This is a genomic window from Microbacterium insulae (genome assembly GCF_042677065.1).
GTDB lineage: Bacteria > Actinomycetota > Actinomycetes > Actinomycetales > Microbacteriaceae > Microbacterium > Microbacterium insulae.
This window is the reverse complement of the sequence record NZ_JBHTII010000001.1, coordinates 2,416,633-2,438,324: the sequence shown is the minus strand read 5'-3', so window position 1 is coordinate 2,438,324 and position 21,692 is coordinate 2,416,633. Positions and strand designations below refer to the sequence as shown.

Here is a 21,692-nt window from a genome sequence, read left to right as displayed (position 1 = left end):
GTTCCTCCCCAGCCCGACCTCGCTCCCGCTTTCCCACAGCTGTGCGGGCCTGCGGCATCGCGAGTGGAGGACCGGGACAGGATGGTCGCATGACCTCGTCGAGCGCCCCGCGATTCCTCGTCCATCCCTCTCCCGTCGGCGACATCCTGATCGTCACGACGGCCGACGGGATCGTGGCACTCCACCCCTTCGACGGCCCGCTCGGCATCGAGCTCGAGCGTGTGTCCCTCGCGCTGCGCGAGCAGGCGGTGCCCGCCGACACGGATGCCGGGGCCGCCACAGGCCCTGGATCCGAGGCCGCACGTACCGCGGCGCGGCAGCTGGACGAGTACTTCGACGGCGAACGCCGGCGGTTCGATCTCCCCCTGGACTGGCGGCTCGTCCGCGGGTTCACGCGTGCGGCGCTCGAGGCGGTGTGTGACATCCCGTACGGCGAGACGGCGGGTTACGGCGAGGTCGCGATCAGCGCGGGCAGCCCTCGAGCCGCGCGTGCGGTCGGCACGGCGTGCGCGACGACGCCGTTCTCGATCATCGTTCCGGTGCACCGTGTGGTGCGCGCCGACGGATCGCTGGGCGAATACGGGGGCAGGCCCGACGTGAAGCAGTACCTCATCGATCTCGAGCGTTCCGCGAGCCGGTAGCGCGCGATCGGAGAGGCAGACGCACTGCGGCGTGGGGACCGCAGTGACCGGTCGCGGGCTGGGAGCCGCGACCGTGGGGATCGCGGCTCCCGGGGGCCGCGGCATCCGGTGCGCGGGCGTGTAGGCCGCCCGCGCACGGCACGGCCCGGGCGGTGTGCGCCCGGGCCGTGCGATCCCCGATGCCGGGGCGCTAGTGCGAGGTGGCCTTCTCCGCGCCGTAGCCGGTGAGAGAGCGCACCTCCATCTCGGCGGCCTTGCGGCGGTCCTCTGCTCGCCGGGAGGTGACGGATCCGAGCCAGCCCAGGAAGAAGCCGAGCGGAATCGAGACGATTCCGGGGTTGTTGAGCGGCCAGATGGGCGTTCCCACCTTGAAGACGCTCGTCTCGCCTCCCCAGAACACCGGCGAAAGGAAGATGAGGATCACGGCGGCGGCGAGTCCGCCGTACATGCTCCACACCGCGCCGCGCGTGGTGAACCGGCGCCAGAACAACGAGTACAGGATCGTCGGCAGGTTGGCCGACGCGGCCACCGCGAATGCGAGCGCCACAAGGAACGCCACGTTCTGGCCCTGCACGCCGATGCCTCCGAGGATCGCCAGGACGCCGATCACGATCACCGTGCGGCGGGCGACTTTCACCTCGCCGTCGGGCGGGACGTTGCCCTTCTTCACGACGTTGGCGTAGATGTCGTGCGCGAACGATGCCGCAGCCGTGATCGTGAGGCCAGCGACAACGGCGAGGATCGTCGCGAAGGCGACCGCCGAGATGAAGCCGAGCAGGACGGGTCCGCCGAGCGCCAGCGCGAGCAGCGGTGCAGCGGAGTTCACTCCGCCCGGTGCGGCGGCGATCTGCTCCGGCCCGACCAGTGCACCCGCGCCGTAACCGAGAACGAGGGTGAGCAGGTAGAACAGGCCGATCAGCCAGATCGCCCACACCACCGAGCGACGGGCCTCCTTGGCCGTCGGCACCGTGTAGAAGCGCATCAGCACGTGCGGCAGTCCCGCCGTTCCGAGCACGAGCGCGATCGCCAGAGAGATGAAGTCCCACGGGTTGGCGCCGTACTGCAGGCCGGGCCCGAGAATCGCCTCGCCCTGCGGCGATGCGGCGACGGCGCTCTCCAGCAGCGCATTGAGGCTGAAGCCGTTGATCGCGAGGACCCAGATCGTCATGACGAGCGCGCCGCCGATGAGGAGGAACGCCTTGACGATCTGCACCCAGGTCGTGCCCTTCATGCCGCCCACGAGCACGTAGACGATCATCAGTACGCCGACCACGGCCACGACGATCGACTGCCCGAGCTGCTCGGTGATGCCCAGCAGCAGCGACACGAGGCCGCCGGCGCCGGCCATCTGGGCGAGGAGGTAGAAGAAGCACACCGCGAGAGTGGTGAGGGCCGCGGCCATCCGCACCGGACGCTCCTTGAGGCGGAAGGACAGGACGTCCGCCATCGTGAACTTCCCGGTGTTGCGCATCAGCTCGGCCACGAGCAGCAGGGCGACGAGCCACGCGACCAGGAAGCCGATCGAGTAGAGGAACCCGTCGTAGCCGTTGATGGCGATCGCACCGCAGATGCCGAGGAAGGATGCCGCCGACAGATAGTCGCCGGAGATGGCGAATCCGTTCTGCGGACCCGTGAACGAACGCCCCGCGGCGTAGTAGTCGGCGGCGGTCTTGTTGTTGCGGCTCGCGCGGATCACGATGAACAGCGTCACGGCGACGAAGGCGCCGAAGATCGAGATGTTGAGGACGGGGTTGTTCTCGACCGTGGTCACGGCCGCTTCGACCGCTCCGAAGAATTCATTCACGGGGCCACCTCATGCTGCTCGAGCTCGTCACGGATCTCCTCGGAGATCGGATCGAGCTTGCGGTTGGCGTACCAGACGTACGTCATCGTGATCGCGAACGTGGTGACGAACTGACCGAGCCCGAACAGCAGGCCGAGGGTGATGTCGCCCCAGACGCGCTGGGCCATGAACTCCGGGGCGAATGACGACAGCAGCACGTACGCGAAGTACCAGACGAGGAATGCGATCGCCATCGGGAAGACGAATCCTCGATGGCGGCGTTTGAGCTCGACGAATCGCGGCGACTCCTCCACTGCGATGTAGTCGATTCCGCCGGGTGGGGCGGTGTCGGTCCGCGGATCGGACATGTGGCCTCCTTGCCTCATGAACCGGCGCGTCTATGCGCCGAGTGGGGACTCCGGGCGGCGGGCGAGTGACGCGACCCGGTGGTAGGGTCGACGCTACGAAAAGCGGCGATGACGCCGTCACCCCCGGAAGTAGGTAGTGCGTGGGAGCGCAGACCGGCACCCATCGACCGACCGGCGCCGAGCCGCTCGGCGGCCCCAGCGACGCCCAGATGCTCGCCGGCGCGGTGTCCGACCTCGTCCGCCGCACACGGCTCCCCGTCGCGTTCGGCGGCTTCGAGAACGACGAGGCGATCCACATCACGTCGATCGTCGGTGCGCGCACGCGCAGTCTCGAGGGGCTGGTCGTGCGGGCGTCGCGCGGCCTGGGCGGACGCGCCCTCGTCGAGAAGCGGCCGCGCCTGGCTCTGGACTACCGCTCCTCCCGCACCATCACCCACGACTACGACCGGGCCGTGCTGGGCGAGGGCATCGCGACACTGTTCGCCCTCCCGCTCGTCGTCTCCGGGCGTGCCCGCGGCGTGATCTACTGCGGCTCGTGGGCGGAGTCCCCCGTCGGCGACATGGTCGCCCGCCACGCGTTCGCGGTCGCCGAGGAGCTCTCGACCGAACTCCGCATCCGAGAAGAGGTCCGACGCCGGCTGAGCTTCGCGCCGCCGGCCCCCGAACCATCCCCCGTCGGCCCGGTGGCACGCGAGGTGCTTCGCGAAACGTATGCCGAACTGCGCAGCGTCGCCGCCACCGTCGGAGACCCCGGAGTGCGCGATCGCCTCACCGCCATCGAGCGCCGGCTCGCGGCGCTGTCGGCGTCCGAGACCGAACCACCGCTCGACCTCGATGTGCGCCTTTCCCCACGCGAAACCGATGTGCTCGCGTGCGCCGCATTGGGCTCGACGAATTCCGAGATCGCGACGACGCTTTCCCTTCGGGAGGGAACGGTCAAGTCCTATCTGCAATCCGCGATGACGAAATTGGATGCCTCCACCCGCCACGCCGCGGTGGCTCGCGCGCGCCGCGCCGGACTTCTTCCCTGACGCACTCCGATCGCATTTCTTTTCCACACCGCGGTCGATTATCCACATCTCGCGGCGAAATTCGGTCGATCGAATACTGAAAGCGACAATTCGGCGTAATGTGCCATTCATGGCCCGCAGAATCGTGCATCAACTCGTCGACGACCTCGACGGCACCGTCCTCGAAATCGGCGAAGGCGAGACCGTGCTGTTCTCGCTCGACGGCGTCGCTTACGAGATCGACCTCACCGCCGGCAACGCCGCAGCGCTGCGCGACGCCCTCGCACCGTACGTCGACGCGGCGCGGAGCGTGTCGCGCGGTTCCGCCGGCGCGTCGTCCGGGAGCGGGCGCAAGCGCCGGCGCACCGGACAGCAGGACTACTCGGCCGTCCGGGAATGGGCGAAGCAGAACGGGCACCAGGTGTCTGAGCGCGGGCGGGTTCCGGCATCCGTCCTCGAGGCCTACGAGGCGGCGCACTGACGCGAGCCGCCTCGCGGACGTCACTGCTGTGAGACCTGGGCGAGGTGCATGACGATCTCGTCCACCTTGTCCTTCGCATCGCCGAACAGCATCTGCGCGTTCTCGCGGTAGAAGAGCGGATTCTGCACACCGGCGTAGCCGGATGCCATGGACCTCTTGAACACGATGACGTTCTGCGCCTCCCACACCCGCAGTACGGGCATGCCGGCGATCGGCGAACCCGGATCCTCGGCCGCCGCGGGGTTCACCGTGTCGTTCGCGCCGATGACGAGAACCACGTCCGTGGCGGACAGGTCGTCGTTGATCTCGTCCATCGAGAGCACGATGTCGTAGGGCACCTTCGCCTCCGCGAGCAGCACGTTCATGTGCCCCGGCAGGCGTCCCGCAACGGGATGGATGCCGAACCGCACGTTCACGCCGCGCTCACGCAGCCGGTGCACGAGGTCGGCGACGCCGTGCTGGGCCTGCGCGACCGCCATGCCGTAGCCGGGGGTGATGACCACGCTGGATGCCCCCGACAGCATGTCCGCCGCCGTCTCGGCGTCGATCTCGCGGTGCTCGCCGTACTCGGCATCCGCGCCGCTGGGCGCCTCGATCCCGAATCCGCCGGCGATCACCGACAGGAACGACCGGTTCATCGCCCTGCACATGATGTAGCTGAGGTACGCGCCCGATGAGCCCACCAGCGCGCCCGTGACGATGAGCAGGTCGTTGTCGAGCAGGAACCCCGCCGCGGCAGCGGCCCACCCGGAATAGCTGTTCAGCATCGAGACGACGACGGGCATGTCGCCGCCGCCGATGGAGGCCACGAGATGCCACCCCAGCGCGAGCGCGAGCAGGGTGACAGCGATGAGCAGCCACAGCTCGGGGGTGATGACGTACCAGACGGTGAGGACGACGAACACGATCAGCGCGCCGAGGTTGAGCGCGTTCTTGCCGGGAAGCATGAGGGGTGTGGACGAGATCCGTGCCGACAGCTTGAGGAACGCCACGATCGACCCCGTGAACGTCACGCCGCCGATGAACACACCGATGAAGACCTCGGCGTGATGGATGTCGGCGAGCGTCCCGACCAGTCCGGTGTCGGAGAGGGCGCCGTTCCAGCCGACGAGCACGGCGGCGAGGCCGACGAACGAGTGGAGCAGCGCGATGAGCTCCGGCATCCCGGTCATCTCGACGACGCGAGCGCGCCACAGACCGATCGCGGCGCCGACGAGGATCGCGACGACGAGCAGCACCATCCCGAGCGAGCCGCCCGGTGTGCTCCAGGCGTCGGCGGCCACGAGCCCGAGCGTGGCCGCGAGGGCGATGGCCATGCCCGCAATGCCGTAGGCGACGCCGCGCCGGCTCGTCTCATGCTTGCTCAGACCCGCAAGGCTGAGGATGAACAGGAGGGCCGCCACGATATATGCCGCCCCCGCGATCTGGCCGACATCGACGGTCATCGGCTCTCGCCCTTCTGGAACATGGCGAGCATCCGCCGCGTGACGGCGAAGCCGCCGAAGATGTTGATGGATGCCAGCAGCACCGCGACCGCGGCGAGGATCTGCACGGTCAGGTCGGGCGCCGTGATCTGGACCATCGCACCCACCACGATGATCCCGGAGATCGCATTCGTGACGCTCATGAGCGGGGTGTGGAGCGCATGGGCGACGTGCCCGATGACATAGAAGCCGACGACCACGGCGAGCGTCAGCACGAGGAAGTGCTGAGGCAACGGCGGTGGCGCGAACGCGCAGACGGCGAACAGCACGGCGATCCCGGCGGCGATGAGACCCGTCCTCGCGCCGCGCGACATCCCCTTCGTGTCCGGGGCGGCGGCGGAAGCGGATGCGGCGGCCGACGAAGCGGGTGCGGGCGCCGCAGAGACCTGCACCGGCGGCGGAGGCCAGGTCACCTCGCCGTCGCGGACGACGGTCGCCGTCCGCTGCACGATGTCGTCGAAGTCGAGCGTGAGTTCGCCGTCCTTCTCGGGCGTGAGGAGCTTGAGCAGGTTCACCAGGTTGGTGGCGAAGAGCTGCGAGGCCTGCTGGGGCAGGCGTCCTGGCAGATCGGTGTAGCCGAGGATGACCACGCCGTTGTCGGTCACGACCCTCTCCCCCGCGACCGAGCCTTCCACGTTGCCGCCCTGGGCGGCCGCCATGTCGACGATGACGCTGCCGGGGCGCATGGATGCGACATCCGCCGCCGTGATGAGGCGCGGCGCGGGGCGGCCGGGGATCAGCGCGGTCGTGATGATGATGTCGACGTCGGCCGCCTGTTCGGAGTAGATCTCGGCCGCGCGCCGGTCGTAGGCGTCGCTCGTCGCACGGGCGTACCCGTCGGCCGACACCTGCTTGTGCTCCTCGGGCACGACGACCTCGAGGTACTCGCCGCCGATCGATGCCACCTGATCGGCCACCTCGGGGCGGGGATCGGTCGCCCGCACGATCGCCCCGAGGCTCGAGGCGGCGCCGATCGCCGCCAATCCGGCGACTCCCGCGCCCGCCACGAGCACCTTGGCCGGCGGAACCTTCCCCGCCGCGGTGACCTGACCCGTGAAGAACCGCCCGAATTCGTGGGCGGCCTCGATGACCGCGCGGTAGCCCGAGATGTTCGCCATCGAGCTGAGCACGTCCATCGACTGCGCGCGGGAGATGCGCGGGACGGCGTCCAGCGCGACGGCCGTGAAGCCCCGCGTCGCGAGCGACTCGACGAGATCGGGTCGCAGCGCCGGGCTCAGGGTCGCGACGATCGTCGCACCGTCGGTCAGGTGCTCGATCTCGGCGGGCGTCGGCGCGTTCACCTTGAGGACGATCGGCGCCGCCCACGCGGTGGCGGTGTCGACGACGGAGGCGCCGGCCTCTTGGTACGCCTCGTCGGGGAAGGACGATCCGTCCCCCGCACCGGACTCCACGACGACGTCGTAGCCGAGCGCGATGATCTTGGGGACGGTGGTGGGCGTCGCGGCCACCCGGTTCTCTCCGGGCGCTTCGGCGACGATGCCGATGCGGGTCATGCGTTCCTCGTGATCGAGTGCGGGAGTCAGGCCCACCCTGCCAGAGGGCGGGGACGTTCAGCCTCGCATTACCGGCGAGGCGACGGCAAGAAGCCGGATTCTTCACACCGGGAGAGGTTCCGGCAGCGCCGCGGCGCATCCGCGGCGACCGAACGTGGGAATCCCCTCCGAATGGCGCTCTGTGCTTGAGACCTGCCGCGGATCTCGGAATCGTGGCCTGTCCGCAGTCCGCTACGGAAGGAAGAACATCATGCTCACGATGACCCAGACCGCCGCAGAGGCCGTCAAGCAGATCGTCGCGCGAGTTCCGCAGGCCGAAGACGGAGGCGTGCGCATCCGCGACGCGGGCGCCGACACGGGGTTCGAGCTCAGCGTCGCTCCCGACCCGGAGCCCACCGACACCATCGTCGTCACGGACGGCGCGCGGGTGTTCCTCGACGAGACGGCCGCGCACGCGCTCGATGACCGCGTGCTCGACGCCGAACTCGGCGGTGACGGCTCGGTGCGCTTCGCACTCGGCACGCAGGCCTGAGCAACTGGTCTTCGACGGCCCCGGCGCCTCGGCGTCGGGGCCGCTCGTCTGCCGGCGCCGCGCGTCACTCCAATTGAGTGCACAGCTCGAAGACGTACGCCGGGTCAGCGGGAGAGGTGAGATCGCGGTCGCGCAGAACGGCGGAGCGCGGCATCCCGCCATCGAGACAGGCGGCGCGGAAGACGGCCGCGTCGTACTCGACGTCGATGACCCGCTCGCCGTAGACGCCTTCGTACGCCGCGCACTCGTCGAACTCGGCGCACTGCTCCGCGATGGCGAAGTCGAACTCCGCTTCGTCGCGCATCGTCCGGGAGTCCTCGGCGGAGTTCTTCTGCGCGGCGGCGAGCCCGGCCTCGTGCGCCACCTCGACCAGGTCTTCGGCGAGCTCGACATTGTCCTCGAGGGTGAGCGCGCCGTCCGTGCGGGCATACGTGTCGAGGTTGTCGAACTCGACGGCGTCGAAGCCGGCGCTCGCGCACGCCTGGATCCACGGTGTGAGGATGTCTTCGATGGCCTCGCGGTTGTCGTCGGTCGAGGTGTCGAGGATCACCTCGTCGGGCCAGTCGGGATCGATGACCGGGTCGCCACCGGCGCCGGCGAGCAGGAGCTCGTCAGGCCAGTCCTGCTGTTCACCCGGCTGCGTCTGGAACGCGTTGACGTAGCAGATCGAGTACGCGTTCGCCGGTGGCGGCGACGTGCGGTCGCGGACCACGATGTCGACGCCGTCGGGGGGCGGATACCCGTCACCGAGCTGATAGTCCGGTGCCCCACCTTCGGGCGGGAGTGTGACGCTCGACTCCCCTCCCGCGCACGCCGTCAGGCTCGCGATGACGGCTGCGACGACGATGACGGATGCCGCGCCCCTCGTGATGGTCATGGTGCGACGCTACTCGCGCGCGGCGATATCGCCGCGCGGGTTGACGTGACGCCGGATCGGTGGGATCGGGGTTGGTACAGTTGACGGGCCAGCCTCTGTAGCTCAATGGAAGAGCAGTTCCGTCCTAAGGAAACGGTTGGGGGTTCGAGTCCCTCCAGGGGCGCCACACCGCGAGCCCAGCGCCGCGACGAGGCTCGTCCACCGGCCGACGTCACCGTCAGCCGGCCGCCTCGATCTCCCAGCTCTCCGCGAGCATGATGCGGTCGCCGCCGGCGGACTTCGCGCGGTACATCGCGAGGTCGGCGCGACGGATCAGCTGATCGGCGAGGAGCATGCTGCCGATCGGCGCGATCGCGACGCCGATGCTCGCACGGAACGGCAGCGCGTCGGCCGGGTCATCCGGGTCCCCGTGCAGCACATCGAGGATGCGCCGGGCGATGTCCATCGCGACCTCCGGGTCCGCGACGTCGCACGCGATCACGAATTCGTCGCCGCCGTACCGGGCGACGATGTCGTGGGCGCGCACCGCACGAAGGAGGCGGGAACCGGCCTCGCGCAGCATCCGATCACCGGCCTGATGACCGAACCGGTCGTTGACGCCTTTGAATCCGTCGAGGTCGATGAAGATCGCCGCGCACACGCTCGCACCCATCATGCGGCTCATCCCCGCTTCGAGGAGGCGGCGATTGGGCAGGCCGGTCACCTCGTCGTGCGTCGCGGCGTGCGCGAGCCGCGCCTGCAGCCGCAGGGTCGCCAGCGCCTGCGCCGCCTGGTTGGCGAGCGCCTCGGCGAGCGGTGCGGCTTCGTCGTCGAAGGTGCGGTCGTGGTGGAACCAGCTCGCGAATGCGCCGAAGTCGATCTCCTCGTGGTGGAGCGGCGCGGCGATGAAGGCGCGGACGCCGGCGGCACGCATCGCGGCACCGAACCCGGGGATCAGCACCTCGGCCTCACCGGGCTCGACGATCTTGACCACTCGCCGAGGGGCGCTGACGAGCGCGATGAGGGCCTCGACGTCGAGCCGGCCCTCGAACGGATCCGTGCCTGCCGCGCGGTCACTCGAGCCGTCCGGCCGATGCAGGTACACGGCGGACTCCTCGGCGCGGTAGGCGCGCGCCGTCGTGTCGGCCAGGACCCCGGCGAGCACCTCCTCGCTCGTCGCCGTCGAGAAGGCGACGGATGCCTCCATCACGAGCTGCAGGCGCGTTCGCGTGCGGTCGGCGAGCGCGTACCGCTGGCGCAGGTCGGAGAGCGCCCGCCAGCGCTCGGATGCCTCGGCGACCACCAGCACATCGCCGTCACCGTCACTGTTGCGGGTGACCAGCACCGCGCGCTCGTGCGTCGCCGCGTCGAGCATGATCCACGGGCCGTCGCCCACCTCGCGCGGGAGGAGATCCTCGTCGGAGTGCACGAGGAGCTGGTCGATGCTGCGACCTACGAGTTCGCCGCGACGGGTCCCCGCCCACGCGGCGAACCACTCGTTCGCGTCGCCGATCACACCGCGCCGATCGACGTGCACGACGCCGACCTGGAGCGCGGTCACGCCGCCCTCGTCCAACCCACAGCCTCCCCCGCGAACCCGCAGGAAAACGGGCCGCTGACGGAACGATATCCCGGCGCAGCACCGCAGGGGAGGCTCGCTGTCCAGAAAGCGAAAACGCCGGTCCGCGAGCGCGCGCGTGCGGTCAGCGGTCGCGCTTCTCCGGCTTCGCGGACCGCTCCGCCTCGCGGGCTGCCTTCTCCGCATCGCGGGCGGCCTTCTCCTGCTCCCGCTCCGCCTTCTCCTGCGCCTTCGCGGCCTCATGATCAGCCGCCGCCGCCGCGCGTTCCTCGTCGCGGGCGGTCTTCTCCGCATCGCGGGCGGCCTTCTCCTGCTCCCGCTCCGCGTTCTCGGAGGCGCTCCTGGCGCCACCCTCCTGCTCGGCAGTGTCGGATGCTGCACCTGAACTGCTCGCCGGAACGATGTCGTCGCTCGCGTCGGTGACGGCCCCGTCCTCATCTGACGGGACGAGGGATGCGGGCGCATCGAGTTCGGGTTCCGTCGCGATGACCTCCGGCTGCTCCACCTGCCCCGCGAACGCCCACCAACCGGCCGGTATCGCGAGCCCGGCGATCAGCGCGGCGGCGCCGATCAGGATCACGGCGCGACGTCTGCGCAGTCCCCGCGCACGTGACCGTCGGAGGCTCGCGCGCTCCCCCGACCCGGGCGCGACACGCGTGGGCGGCACCGCGGCGATCTGCGGCACAGTGGCGACCGGTGGCGCGGCGACGGCGGGCAGCACGGAGAGGGCGAGCGGTTGCGTGGGCAGAGAGGTCACCGGCACCGTCGAGCCGGAGGTTCTGGTCGCGGCCACGATCCGCTCGGGACGGGCGGTCCGGCACAGGGCGGTGGCGATTGCCACCACCTCATCCGCAGTCGGGCGCTCGGAGGGATCGATTGCGATCATCCGGCTGAGCAGCCGCGTCCAGACCGGGCCGACGGCTTCGGGGATCCGCGGAGGCTCGACGAGCCGCGCCATGATCGCCCCGATCCCCGACGCGTGCGGGTACGCCCGCTCGCCGGTCAGGGCTTCGAGCAGCACCAGCCCGAGAGCATAGATGTCGGCGGGGGTGGCCGCAGCATCCCCCTTCACCTGCTCCGGTGCGAGATACGCGGCGGTGCCGACGACCATGCCGGGGGTGGTCAGGCGGGTGCTGTCGAGGAGGAAGGCGACGCCGAAGTCCGCGAGCTTGGCGTGGAACGGCACACGCGAGAGCGCCGACGGCGCGAGGAGGATGTTGGACGGGGTGATGTCGCGATGCACGACCCCCGCTCGATGGAGAGCCTGCAGTCCGGACGCGAGGTTCACCGCCAGCGAAGCCGCCTCGAGTTCGGTGAGCGCCCCGTCTCGCAGACGATGGGCGAGCGACGGCCCGTCGACGTACTCCATGACGAGGTACGACGCGCTCGGATCCTCGATCCGGGCATCCAGCAGGGTCACGAGAGAGGGATGCTCCACCGCGGCCAGCAGCCTCACCTCATTGCGCACCCGCTCCGGCGTGTTGGACACGTCGCCCGCGGGTTTGACGACCTTCACCGCCACGGATCGGCCGAGCACGACATCGTCGGCCCGGTACACCCGGCCCATCCCGCCCTGGCCGATGCATTCACCCAGGCGGTAGCGACCGTCCAGAAGTGGCGAAGCGGGTGCCTCATCCCACGCTCGATCCACCGTCTCCCCTCCCCTGCCATACCGGAAGACCCGTATGACTCAGGGAAACGTACCGCCGGGGGGCGACTCCGACAGGTCTCTTGACAAACGTCGAGACGTGCGCATCGACCCGCGGCGCACAGGGAGGGAGCATGATGCGGGAGCGCGATGAGGACGGGACCGGACGCACCGGATCCCGGACGCTGGGGACATCCGGGATCCGGCTACCGACAGCGGTCTCGCACTCCAAGGCAACGAATTCCGCCCGGTGCTGCGAAGTCGGCTGGGGAACCGTTCTCCGCGCAGGCGCTGGGGACGCCTGCACGAACGACCGTAGCGCGTTCGGGCCGGAGGCGTGCGGGATGACCCCGCGTGGCGCGCCGCCCGAGTCGCGCCGGGGACCGCGGCATCCCGCACAATGGCGGCATGCCGATCATCGACAACGCGGTGTACGTGGCCGGGCACCGCATCGACAATCCCACGAACCTCGAGGACACCTTCGAGTACATGAAGGCCAAGAAGGGCATGGCGTGGATCGGCATGTTCCGGCCGACGCCCGACGAGATCCAGCAGGTCGCGCACGAGTTCGCGCTGCATCCGCTGGCCATCGAGGACGCGCTCACGGGTCACCAGCGGTCGAAGCTCGAGAGGTACGGTGACATCCTCTTCCTCGTCCTGCGGCCCGCCCGCTACGACGACGCATCCGAGACCGTGGAGTTCGGCGAGCTCCACGTCTTCGTCGGTCCCGACTTCGTCGTCACGATCCGCCATGCCGAGTCCCCCGACCTCGCCCGGGTGCGGGCCCGCCTCGAGAACCAGCCCGGGCTGCTGGCCCGAGGACCCGAAGCCGTCCTGTACGCGATCCTCGACGAGGTCGTCGACGAGTACTTCCCGGTCGTCGACGGCGTGGAGAACGACATCGATGAGATCGAGGACGCCCTCTTCGGTGGCGGCGACCCAGGACTCTCACAGCGCATCTACGAGCTCTCACGCGAGGTGATCGCGTTCCAGCGCGCGACGCAGCCGCTCGCCGAGATGGTCGAGGGGCTCCTGCGCGGGGCCGACAAGTACGGCGTCGACATCGAGCTCCAGCGTGCGCTGCGCGATGTGCACGACCACGTCCTCAAGGCGATCGATCGCCTCTCGGGCTTCCGCGCGATCCTCGAGAACGCGCTGACGGTCAACGCCACCCTCGTGACCCAGCGGCAGACCGACACCGCGCTGGTGCAGAACGAACAGGTGAAGAAGATCTCGGGCTGGGCGGCGATCCTCTTCGGACCGACCCTCGTCGGCACGGTGTACGGCATGAACTTCGAGTACATGCCCGAACTCGACTGGGTGCTGGGCTACCCGATGGCGCTCGCACTCATGGCTGCGACGAGCGCCGCGCTGTACCTCACGTTCAAACGGCGGCGCTGGCTCTGACGCACGACGGGAGCACCGGCCGGGCGCCGCGATTCAGGCCGTGACGGTGTTGCCGCACATGCCGCACACACCTGTCGCCGGCACCTCGACGAAGCAGTCGGGGCAGAGCACGGAGGGACGCTCGACCGTGGGCGCGGGACGACGTGGCGCGGTCCGCCGCTCCCCCGTCCGCGGTGCGCTGCGCCGAGGTTCGATGGTCGGGGTGAGGCGCGGCGGGGCGGGGCGATGGTCGAGGCAGTAGAAGCGCACGTAGCCGCTGTGGTTCTTGGGGTGGCGGTGCTTGACCGCCCACAGCTCGGTCCGCGGCAGGGGCTCGGAGTCGGCGCCGCACACGAAGCAGCGCGCGTCTTCTCCGGGTGAGACCTCGGACACGAGCACGGGGACGTCGAAGGCGAGGCCGTCGCGCCAGTCCGAGCTCGCGACGATCCGCATGACGTGTCCTTCCGGCATCCGGCAGACGCGCGAGAACCGCGGCGACGATCCACTGGAGCAGTCCTTCGAGACTACCCCGCGCACATGGACGCAGGGTGCACGAGGAGTGACGGCGGGATCGAGGCCGGGCGAAGCATCCACGGTCATCGGAAGTCGCGCGAGTGATGCTGCACCCCCACCCGCAGGTCTTCGAAACGATCGGCGAGAACGTTCATCACTCCCTCGGGCGAGCGCTCGAGCACGCCCCGGACGATGAGCGCGGGCGCGTCGCGCGCGACGCGCCGATAGCGGTTCCACACGCCGACCGAGCAGATGACGTTGACGACACCGTGCTCGTCTTCGAGATTGAGGAAGGTGACGCCGGATGCCGTGGCCGGCCGCTGCCGGTGGGTGACGAGTCCCGCCACCTCGATGCGCCTCCCGGTCTCATGGGTGCGCAGCCCGCGCGAGGTGAGCACCCCGCGGGCGTCGAGTCCGGAGCGGTAGTGGCTCATCGGGTGGTCGTCGGTGGAGATGCCGGTCGCCCACAGATCGGCTGCGAGCCGCTCGTAGCTCGTAGGGTCGGCGAACAGCGGCGGCTGCACCGCCACGAGCGAGTCGGGCAGGAACTCCGGCCGGTCCAGTGCGGCCGACCCGGCGAGCCAGATCGCCTCACGACGCCCGAGGCCGAGGCCCTCGAAGGCGCCGGCGGTGGCGAGGGCCTCGAGCTGCACCGCGGTGACGCTGGTGCGCCGCACGAGGTCCCGCAGGTCACGGAAGGGTCCTTCGGCATCGCGGGCGGCGACGATGCGCTCGGCGACCTTCGCGCCGATGCCCTTGACCCCGGCGAGGCCGAGGCGGACCGAGAACCTCCCGTCGCGGCGGTGGGCGGCGGACTCGTCGGGTGCGTCGATGGCGAACAGCCCGACCGGCGGCTGGTGGCGGTCGGCACACGACTCCCGGCCGGTCGGCCCGAGCCGCTTCGGGTCGGCTGTCTCCTCCGCGGGCTCGAGCACCGCGTCGACGCCGGAGCGCTGCAGGTCGGGGCGGCGCACCTCGACCCCGTGACGGCGGGCGTCGGCCACGAGCGAGGCGGGCGAGTAGAAGCCCATCGGCTGCGCGCGCAGGAGCCCGGCCAGGAACGCGGCCGGATAGTGCAGCTTGATCCACGAGCTGGCGTAGACCAGCAGGCCGAACGACAGCGAGTGGGACTCGGCGAAACCGAAGTTCGCGAACGCCTGGATCTTCGCGTAGATGGCATCGGCCTCGTCGCCCACGAGGCCGTTCTCAGCCATCCCCGCATAGAGCTTGTCGCGCAGCGACTCGATGCGCTCGATGCCGCGCTTGGACCCCATGGCCCGCCGCAGCAGGTCGGCGTCCTCACCGGTCAGCCCGCCCACGGCCATGCCCATCTGCATCAGCTGCTCCTGGAAGACCGGGATGCCGAGGGTCCGCTCGAGCACGGGCTCGAGCTTCGGATGCGCATAGGTGACGGGCTCCATCCCGAGCTTGCGCTTGACGAAGGGGTGCACGGCGCCCCCCTGAATCGGACCGGGGCGGATCAGCGCGATCTCGATCACCAGGTCGTAGAACCGCCGCGGCTGCAGGCGCGGCAGCAGGCCCATCTGGGCACGGGATTCGACCTGGAACACGCCGATCGAATCCGCCCGGCAGAGCATGTCGTACACCGCCTTCTCCTCCTTGGGCAGGGTCGACAGCTCCCACTCCTCGCCCGTCGCGGCTCGGATCATGTCGAAGCAGTACTGCAGCGCTGCCAGCATCCCCAGCCCCAGGAGATCGAACTTGACCAGCCCCATCCATGCGGCGTCATCCTTGTCCCACTGGATCACCGTGCGGTTCTCCATGCGGGCGTGCTCGATGGGCACGACCTCCCCTACCGGCCGGTCGGTGAGCACCATGCCGCCGGAGTGAATGCCGAGATGCCTCGGCGCCTTCAGCAGCTCGCCGGCGAACTCCAGCACGCGGTCGGGGATGTCGTGCCCTGGCCCCGTCTCGAGATGCGCTCCCCACCCCTCGACCTGCTTGGACCAGGCATCCTGCTGCCCGGGAGAATGCCCGAGCGCCTTGGCCATGTCGCGCACGGCGTTCTTCGGACGGTACTGGATGACGTTGGCCACCTGCGCGGCCCGATCGCGCCCGTACTTCCCGTACACCCACTGGATGATCTCCTCCCGCCGGTCGGAGTCGAAGTCGACGTCGATGTCGGGCTCCTCCTCTCGCAGGCTGGACAGGAATCGCTCGAACGGCAGGTCGTAGGCGATCGCATCCACCGCCGTGATGTCGAGCAGATAGCAGATCGCACTGTTGGCCGCGGAGCCGCGGCCTTGGCACAGGATGCCGCGGCGCCGCGCCTCCTGCACGATGCCGTGCACGATCAGGAAGTAGCCCGGGAAGTCCTTCAGCTCGATGACCCCGAGCTCCTTCTCGATGCGCGCACGGTTCTCCTCCGTGAGATCGGGGTACTTCCGCGGCACGGCCTCCCACACCAGGTGCCGCAGCCACGACATCGGCGTGTGCCCGTCGGGGACCTCCTGCCGGGGCAGCGCCGGCTTCGCGCGCCGCAGCGGGAAGGCGAGCTCGTCGGCCAGCGCGACCGTGCGGGCGACGGCGTCCGGATGGCGCACGAACCTCTCCGCCATCTCCGCCCCCGAGCGCAGGTGGGCACCGGCGTGCGATGGAAGCCAGCCGTCGAGCTCGTCGAGTCCGCGGCCTGCGCGCACCGCCGCGACCGCCGCGGCCAGGAGCTGCCGCCGGGGCACGGCGTAGTGGACGTTGTTCGTCGCGAGCAGCGGGAGCCCACGCTCGCGCGCGATGCCCGCGAGCACGTCGTTGTCGCGCGTGTCCAGCGGATTGCCGTGATCGATGAGCTCGACGTGCACCGCATCGCGCCCGAACAGGTCGACGAGCCGGTCGAGCTCGCGGGACGCCCCCTCGGCCCCGTGCTCGGCCAGCGCACGACGCACCGCGCCCTTGCGGCATCCCGTCAGCACCGCCCATAGGTCGCGACCCTGGTCGGCGAGCTCGTCGAGGAGGTAGACGGGCCGCCCCTTCTCGGCCCCTTGGAGCTGTGCGTGGGTGATCGCCCCTGCCAGGGCGTGATAGCCCTCTTCGCCGCGCGCGAGAACGAGCAGGTGGGCACCGGCCGGATCGGCCTCGCCGTTCTGCGGTCGGGGAAGCTCGAGCGACAGCTCCGCGCCGAACACGGTCTTGAGCTGGAGGGCCTCGGCGGCCTCGGCGAAGCGCACGATGCCGTAGAAGCCGTCGTGGTCGGTGATCGCCAGGGCGTGGAGGCCGAGGCGCTCGGCCTCTTCGGCGAGCTCTTCGGGGGCGGACGCCCCGTCGAGGAACGAGAACGAAGAGTGGGCGTGCAGCTCGGCGTACGGGATCGCCTCGGCCGGACGGGCGATGCCCGGCGGCACGTAGGGGCCGCGCTTGTGCGACCATGCGGGACTGTCGCCGCCGTCCGCGCCCGCGGGGCGTCCGGTCGGGCGGCGCCGGTCGCTCAGCACCCGCTCGATCTCGGACCACGGCACGGACGGGTTGTCGAACCCCATCAGCGGCCTTTCTCCGGGCCATCTGTCGCGTCAGTCATAGACCGCCTCCGCCGTCCAGGCGTCGCCCTCGCAGACGAGCAGCCACGCGCCGCCGTCGGCGTCGACGACCTGGAACCGGTGCGCCAGGCGCGAGCGTGCAGCATCCCACGTCCTCTCCACCACCGGCCACGGGCCCGCCCATGCCCGGATCGCACGCCGGCGTCCGCTCTCGATGAGCACCGCCGGCACCGCCGACACGCTTCCCCGCTCGTCGACGTCGATCAGTTCGCCGCCGAGGGCGCGCACGTCGACGGGGACCGGTTCGGCGAACACCGTCGTCGGCAGCGGATCGGGCAGGCTCCCCGGCCACGGTCGCGCCCGCTGAGCCGCGAGCCCCTCGGGACCCTTCGCATGACGATCCCCCCAGGGCACGAGCACCTGCCGCTCGATCAGCCAGCGCCCGCCTCCGATCGCCGGGGTGAGCACGCCGCGATGCCCGAGCATCGCCTGCACCCGCGACAGCGCGTGATGCACCTTCTCTTCGGGTCCGCCGCCGAAGATGGCCGGGGCGTGGTGGGATGCCGCGTCGACAGCCTCGGGAGAGATCCGCACGAGGGCGACGCCGCTGCGCAGCATCGCCCGCTCGCCCGTCGCGCCGCCGTAGGCGCCGACCTCTTCGGACAGCTGCCAGCGCACGCGATCGACGACGGCCGCCGCGTCGAAGGATCCCGGATGCAGCCAGACACGCTCGCTGCGCTCGCCGCGGTCTCCGACCAGTTCGACGCGCAGCTCGGTGCACACCAGGTCGACCGCGCCCAGTCCCGCGATGAAGTCGTCGGCGGTGACCCTCATGCCGAATGCGACCTGGTCGGCGATCTCGAGGGGCGGCTCGAACGCGACCTCTCGCGCCAGCTCGGGTGGCGGCGTACGGGGCCGCACGGGCTGCGAGTCGCGCCCGCCGGAGAGGGCGTGCAGTCGGAGACCGCGTTCGCCGAAGCGCTCGCGCACACGGTCGGGCGGCATCGCGGCGAACTCTCCGAGCGTCTGCACGCCGAGCCGCGCGAGGAGGCCGACGAGGTCGTCGGAAGCGGACGGCGCCGCACCCGCTCCGAGAGAGGAGGCATCGAGGACACCCACCGACAGCGGCGCGAGAAAGCCCGCAGCACCACCAGTCGGCACCACGCACACCGGCTCGGCGGCGGTCGCCCCGGACTTCGCCGCCTGCTCGGCCGTGAACGGGCCGTCGGCGACCCCGGCCCGTACATCGGGCAGGCCGTGACGCTGCAGCGTCTCGAGCAGCATCCGCGCCGCCTCGGTCTCGCCGCCGTAGTAGCGGGCGGGCCCGCGGGCGCGCAGCGCGCACAGCCCGGGACGCACGAGCTGAACCCCGGGAGCGCGCTCCTCGATCGCCGCCACGAGAGGGGCGAAGGCCCGATGGTCGCGCGCGGGATCTGCCGGAACGACCGTGAGCCCGGGGCAGCGCGCCTGCGCGTCGCGCCGGCGCTGCCCGCGTCGCACACCCTCGGCACGCGCCGCCGCGGAACACGCCACGACGAGATTGCGCTCGATCACGGCGATCGGCCCGGCACGGCCGGGCGGCGAGGACTCTGCGGCCTCGTGCAGCAGTGCCGTCACCGGCCAGTCGGGGAACCACAGCACGAGGCTGCGAACGGGAGCATCCGCGATCATCAGCTCACCGCCCGGACCTCGAGCGCGCTGTCGGGGCTCCAGCGCGCCTCGACCGGCACGGCGGAGAGCCTCGGCTCGGCCACAGCGGAGATCGCCCCGGCCCCATCGGGCAGCATCAGGCGGGAGTGGCGCGGCCTCGGCCACCGACGACTCGACGCCGTGACGGTGACCTCGCGACCGGAGAGGTAGCCGTGGCCGCGACCCACTCCCGACCACTCCTGGGCATCGACGTCGAGCACGGCCTCGGCCTGCGGCCACGGCCCCTGCACGAGGAGCACCGCGCCACGGTCGCGCAGCCGTGCGGCCAGCCGCGAGATCTCGGCATCGGGCGCGCGTCCGGTCGGCCGCACCGCCACCACCGGCAGCACTTCGGCGACGGTGGCCGTGACGGCTAGCCACCGCGCTCCGGGCTCGGGGATCAGCACCAGCCGCGACAGGTCGACGCCCAGCCTCTCGGCGGCTTCGGCGCCGAGCCGCGGCATCCCCACCGCGGCGCACCAGGACCCGGACTGCGACGGCTGCGCCATCAGAGCCAGCAGGAGCGACGTGGAGCGCGACAGCGAGTAGGCGGCTCCCGGACGCAGTCCGCCGCCCGGGAGCAGAGGGGCGAGCGCGGGATGCACGGGGAGGACCGGGGCATCGAGGCGACGGCCCTGTACGCGCTCGAGCTGCGCGCGCAGGGAGGCCACGTCTCCTGCCACGCCGGCACGATCGCGCACTGCCGTCATTCGATCATCCTAGAATCTTTGTTCTAATGAATCAATCCTGAGGATGACGCTACTTCGTACCTCCGACACAGTTCACGCGGCCGAGAACGACCGCGTGGAACGTAGAGAGGAGATGTAACCGACAGAGGACCCGAAGACGCGGAATCACCCTCCGCCCGTCGCATCTCCTCCGCTCGTGACAGCCGGGGACCGCGAACGCCGCGGTGACTCAGGCTGCGAGGGCCAGGTACGGCTCCCAGCGAGGGTCCGTGCGCTCGGTGCCCCGCACCGTCCACTGCGCGCCACGCGGCGGAGTCGGGGTGAAGCGCAGCTCCCACTTCATCTCCTGCGGCGTGCGATCGCCCTTGACGTTGTTGCAGCGAAGGCAGCACGCCACGAGGTTCTCCCACGAGTCACCACCGCCGCGCGAGCGGGGCAGCACGTGGTCGATGGTCGACGCCGAGGCCCCGCAGTACGCGCAGCGGTGCGCGTCGCGACGGAGGACCCCGCGCCGCGTCACCGGTACGCGGCGCCCTCCGGGCACCCGCACATAGCGCGTGAGGATGATCACCGCCGGGCGATCGTAGGCACGTCTCGTGCCCCACACGGGTTCGCCATCGGTGTGCTCGATGACGGTGGCCTTCTCGTTCATCACGAGCACGAGAGCCCGTTTGAACGACACGACGGCGAGCGGCTCATAGCCCGCATTCAGCACCAGAGTGCGCATTGATCATCCTCTCGAATGGCCGGGACGGCTTCTCGGTTATTCGACTTGCGCGACGAGGAGATCTGCGCAGGGGCATGAAAAAAGGCGCTGTCTACAGACAGCGCCCTGGAGCCACGGCAATGCCGCGGCATCCACTCGTGCAATGCCGGAGGACGAGGCGCCCGAGCGCATCCATGGTTCGGATGCGTGGTGTGCTGCCCATCGGCTCCCTCCGCTTCTCTCAGCGTCGGATTCAGGCTAACGCACCCCGAGAGCCCGAGGGCGGCAGCCGAAGATGAACGCCGCGTGGCGTGTCGGCATACGACGGATCCCCCCGGAGCAGACTCCGAGGGGATCCGGGAGACGATCGTCAGCCGGCGTTGGCGTTCAGCCAGGCGAGCGGGTCGACGTTCGAGCCGTTGAGGTACACCTCGAAGTGGAGGTGGTTGGCCGTCGAGCGGCCGGTGCTGCCGACGAGCCCGATGAGTTGTCCGGCCTGCACGGTCTGCCCGGGCACGACCTGTCGGGTGCCGTAGCTCATGTGCGCATAGAGGGTGTTGACCTGCTGCCCGTTGATGACATGGTCGATCGTGACGGCCACGCCGTAGTCGTAGTAGGCCTCGGACGAGACCTTCACGACTCCGGCTGAAGCGGCATAGATCGGGGTGCCCGCCGGGGCGACCAGGTCGATTCCGCGGTGCGCGCCGCCTCGCGTGCCGAACGTGTCGGTGAGGGTGTAGCTGGTCACCGGCCATCGCACGGCACCCGTGCCGGGCGCGACCATGTTGAGATCCACGTTGTAGCTCACGCTGGGGCTGCTGCTCTGCGCCGCCGCCTGGGCAGCCTGCTGTCGCGCGCGCTCGGCGGCGGCCTCGGCTGCCTTCTTCTTGTCGATCTCTTCCGAGGTGGTCGCGGAGTAGCTCTCGCGCGTGAGCTCGGCGCCGACGGCGTCGGAAGCGATGACGACGGACTGCGCGTCGTCGACCGCCATCTGCTGCAGTGTCACCGGCGCTTCCTCCTGGAGCACACCGGCGAACGCGGGGATGGCGGCCGTGGCCACCAGACCGCCGACGATGCTGAGCACGGCCAGACTGCGCAGCTGCTTCGCCGCGCGACGCGGAGCGGTGACGGAAGGGCGAGGGGATGCCGCGGCAGCAGCGGGCACGACGGCTGCGGTCCGGCGGGCCGGCGTACGGTGCGCACGCGAACGACGCGTGAGACTCGTCGCGTCGGTCGTGGGCTCGCTCGCGGGCGAATCGATCTGTTCAGCCAATAGTTCCTCCGGCGCCTCGGCGCCGGGGGCGCTGGCTCGTCGGCATTAG

The 21,692-nt window shown here is 70.4% G+C and carries 18 protein-coding genes and 1 tRNA gene; 6 read left to right on the top strand and 13 right to left on the bottom strand.

Going from position 1 to position 21,692, the window contains the following annotated elements:
• The first annotated feature begins 89 nt into the window (after positions 1–89).
• Positions 90–641 carry a methylated-DNA--[protein]-cysteine S-methyltransferase gene (locus tag ACFQ0P_RS11360; protein WP_204978811.1) on the top strand — a complete coding sequence of 184 codons (552 nt, stop codon included), beginning with the start codon at positions 90–92 and terminating at the stop codon, positions 639–641.
• 190 nt (positions 642–831) lie between these two features.
• Here ACFQ0P_RS11360 and ACFQ0P_RS11355 read toward each other — a convergent pair whose 3' ends face one another.
• Both ACFQ0P_RS11355 and ACFQ0P_RS11350 read right to left on the bottom strand, forming a co-directional pair.
• Entirely contained in the window at positions 832–2,445 is a 1,614-nt protein-coding gene (locus ACFQ0P_RS11355; protein WP_204978810.1) for a solute symporter family protein, read from the bottom strand.
• A complete protein-coding gene (locus ACFQ0P_RS11350) occupies positions 2,442–2,792 on the bottom strand; it encodes a DUF485 domain-containing protein (protein WP_204978809.1) in 351 nt (116 codons plus the stop codon). Before ACFQ0P_RS11350 ends, ACFQ0P_RS11355 begins: the two co-directional genes overlap by 4 nt.
• A gap of 209 nt (positions 2,793–3,001) precedes the next feature.
• Here ACFQ0P_RS11350 and ACFQ0P_RS11345 point away from each other — a divergent pair, with 209 nt between their 5' ends.
• Positions 3,002–3,823, top strand: coding sequence for a helix-turn-helix transcriptional regulator (locus ACFQ0P_RS11345; RefSeq protein WP_204981360.1), 822 nt, complete (start codon positions 3,002–3,004; stop codon positions 3,821–3,823).
• A gap of 109 nt (positions 3,824–3,932) precedes the next feature.
• Positions 3,933–4,283: a histone-like nucleoid-structuring protein Lsr2 gene (locus ACFQ0P_RS11340; protein ID WP_204978808.1), complete on the top strand. Its 351-nt coding sequence runs from the start codon at positions 3,933–3,935 to the stop codon at positions 4,281–4,283.
• A gap of 20 nt (positions 4,284–4,303) precedes the next feature.
• On the opposite strand, the gene pntB is transcribed toward ACFQ0P_RS11340, so the two are convergent.
• Entirely contained in the window at positions 4,304–5,728 is a 1,425-nt protein-coding gene (pntB, locus tag ACFQ0P_RS11335) for a Re/Si-specific NAD(P)(+) transhydrogenase subunit beta (protein ID WP_204978807.1), read from the bottom strand.
• A complete protein-coding gene (locus tag ACFQ0P_RS11330) occupies positions 5,725–7,281 on the bottom strand; it encodes a Re/Si-specific NAD(P)(+) transhydrogenase subunit alpha (RefSeq protein WP_204978806.1) in 1,557 nt (518 codons plus the stop codon). Before ACFQ0P_RS11330 ends, pntB begins: the two co-directional genes overlap by 4 nt.
• A 250-nt stretch (positions 7,282–7,531) precedes the next feature.
• On the opposite strand from ACFQ0P_RS11330, the gene ACFQ0P_RS11325 reads away from it, so the two are divergent.
• Positions 7,532–7,813, top strand: coding sequence for a Fe-S cluster assembly protein HesB (locus ACFQ0P_RS11325; protein ID WP_204978805.1), 282 nt, complete (start codon positions 7,532–7,534; stop codon positions 7,811–7,813).
• 64 nt (positions 7,814–7,877) lie between these two features.
• On the opposite strand, the gene ACFQ0P_RS11320 is transcribed toward ACFQ0P_RS11325, so the two are convergent.
• Positions 7,878–8,690 (bottom strand): endo alpha-1,4 polygalactosaminidase, encoded by an 813-nt coding sequence (locus tag ACFQ0P_RS11320; RefSeq protein ID WP_204978804.1) that lies wholly within the window; start codon positions 8,688–8,690, stop codon positions 7,878–7,880.
• Between the two features lie 91 nt (positions 8,691–8,781).
• On the opposite strand from ACFQ0P_RS11320, the gene ACFQ0P_RS11315 reads away from it, so the two are divergent.
• Positions 8,782–8,856 (top strand) — tRNA-Arg (locus ACFQ0P_RS11315).
• Between the two features lie 51 nt (positions 8,857–8,907).
• On the opposite strand, the gene ACFQ0P_RS11310 is transcribed toward ACFQ0P_RS11315, so the two are convergent.
• Together ACFQ0P_RS11310 and ACFQ0P_RS11305 are read right to left on the bottom strand one after the other, a co-directional pair.
• Positions 8,908–10,230, bottom strand: coding sequence for a diguanylate cyclase (locus tag ACFQ0P_RS11310; protein ID WP_204978803.1), 1,323 nt, complete (start codon positions 10,228–10,230; stop codon positions 8,908–8,910).
• A gap of 142 nt (positions 10,231–10,372) precedes the next feature.
• Entirely contained in the window at positions 10,373–11,899 is a 1,527-nt protein-coding gene (locus ACFQ0P_RS11305) for a serine/threonine-protein kinase (RefSeq protein WP_204978802.1), read from the bottom strand.
• A 405-nt stretch (positions 11,900–12,304) separates the two neighbouring features.
• On the opposite strand from ACFQ0P_RS11305, the gene ACFQ0P_RS11300 reads away from it, so the two are divergent.
• A complete protein-coding gene (locus ACFQ0P_RS11300; RefSeq protein WP_204978801.1) occupies positions 12,305–13,303 on the top strand; it encodes a magnesium and cobalt transport protein CorA in 999 nt (332 codons plus the stop codon).
• Between the two features lie 33 nt (positions 13,304–13,336).
• On the opposite strand, the gene ACFQ0P_RS11295 is transcribed toward ACFQ0P_RS11300, so the two are convergent.
• The 6 genes from ACFQ0P_RS11295 to ACFQ0P_RS11270 all read right to left on the bottom strand — a co-directional run bounded on the left by ACFQ0P_RS11295 (position 13,337) and on the right by ACFQ0P_RS11270 (position 21,643).
• On the bottom strand, positions 13,337–13,735 hold the full coding sequence (locus tag ACFQ0P_RS11295; RefSeq protein ID WP_204978800.1) for a glucose-6-phosphate dehydrogenase: 399 nt from the start codon (positions 13,733–13,735) through the stop codon (positions 13,337–13,339).
• Positions 13,736–13,878: 143 nt separating this feature from the next.
• On the bottom strand, positions 13,879–17,289 hold the full coding sequence (locus tag ACFQ0P_RS11290; protein WP_204978799.1) for an error-prone DNA polymerase: 3,411 nt from the start codon (positions 17,287–17,289) through the stop codon (positions 13,879–13,881).
• A gap of 30 nt (positions 17,290–17,319) precedes the next feature.
• On the bottom strand, positions 17,320–18,957 hold the full coding sequence (locus tag ACFQ0P_RS11285) for a Y-family DNA polymerase (RefSeq protein WP_204978798.1): 1,638 nt from the start codon (positions 18,955–18,957) through the stop codon (positions 17,320–17,322).
• Positions 18,957–19,685 (bottom strand): hypothetical protein, encoded by a 729-nt coding sequence (locus ACFQ0P_RS11280; RefSeq protein WP_378772181.1) that lies wholly within the window; start codon positions 19,683–19,685, stop codon positions 18,957–18,959. Before ACFQ0P_RS11280 ends, ACFQ0P_RS11285 begins: the two co-directional genes overlap by 1 nt.
• 208 nt (positions 19,686–19,893) lie before the next feature.
• Positions 19,894–20,391: an HNH endonuclease gene (locus tag ACFQ0P_RS11275; protein ID WP_204978797.1), complete on the bottom strand. Its 498-nt coding sequence runs from the start codon at positions 20,389–20,391 to the stop codon at positions 19,894–19,896.
• A gap of 349 nt (positions 20,392–20,740) precedes the next feature.
• Positions 20,741–21,643, bottom strand: coding sequence for a M23 family metallopeptidase (locus ACFQ0P_RS11270; protein ID WP_204978796.1), 903 nt, complete (start codon positions 21,641–21,643; stop codon positions 20,741–20,743).
• Between the last annotated feature and the right edge of the window lie 49 nt (positions 21,644–21,692).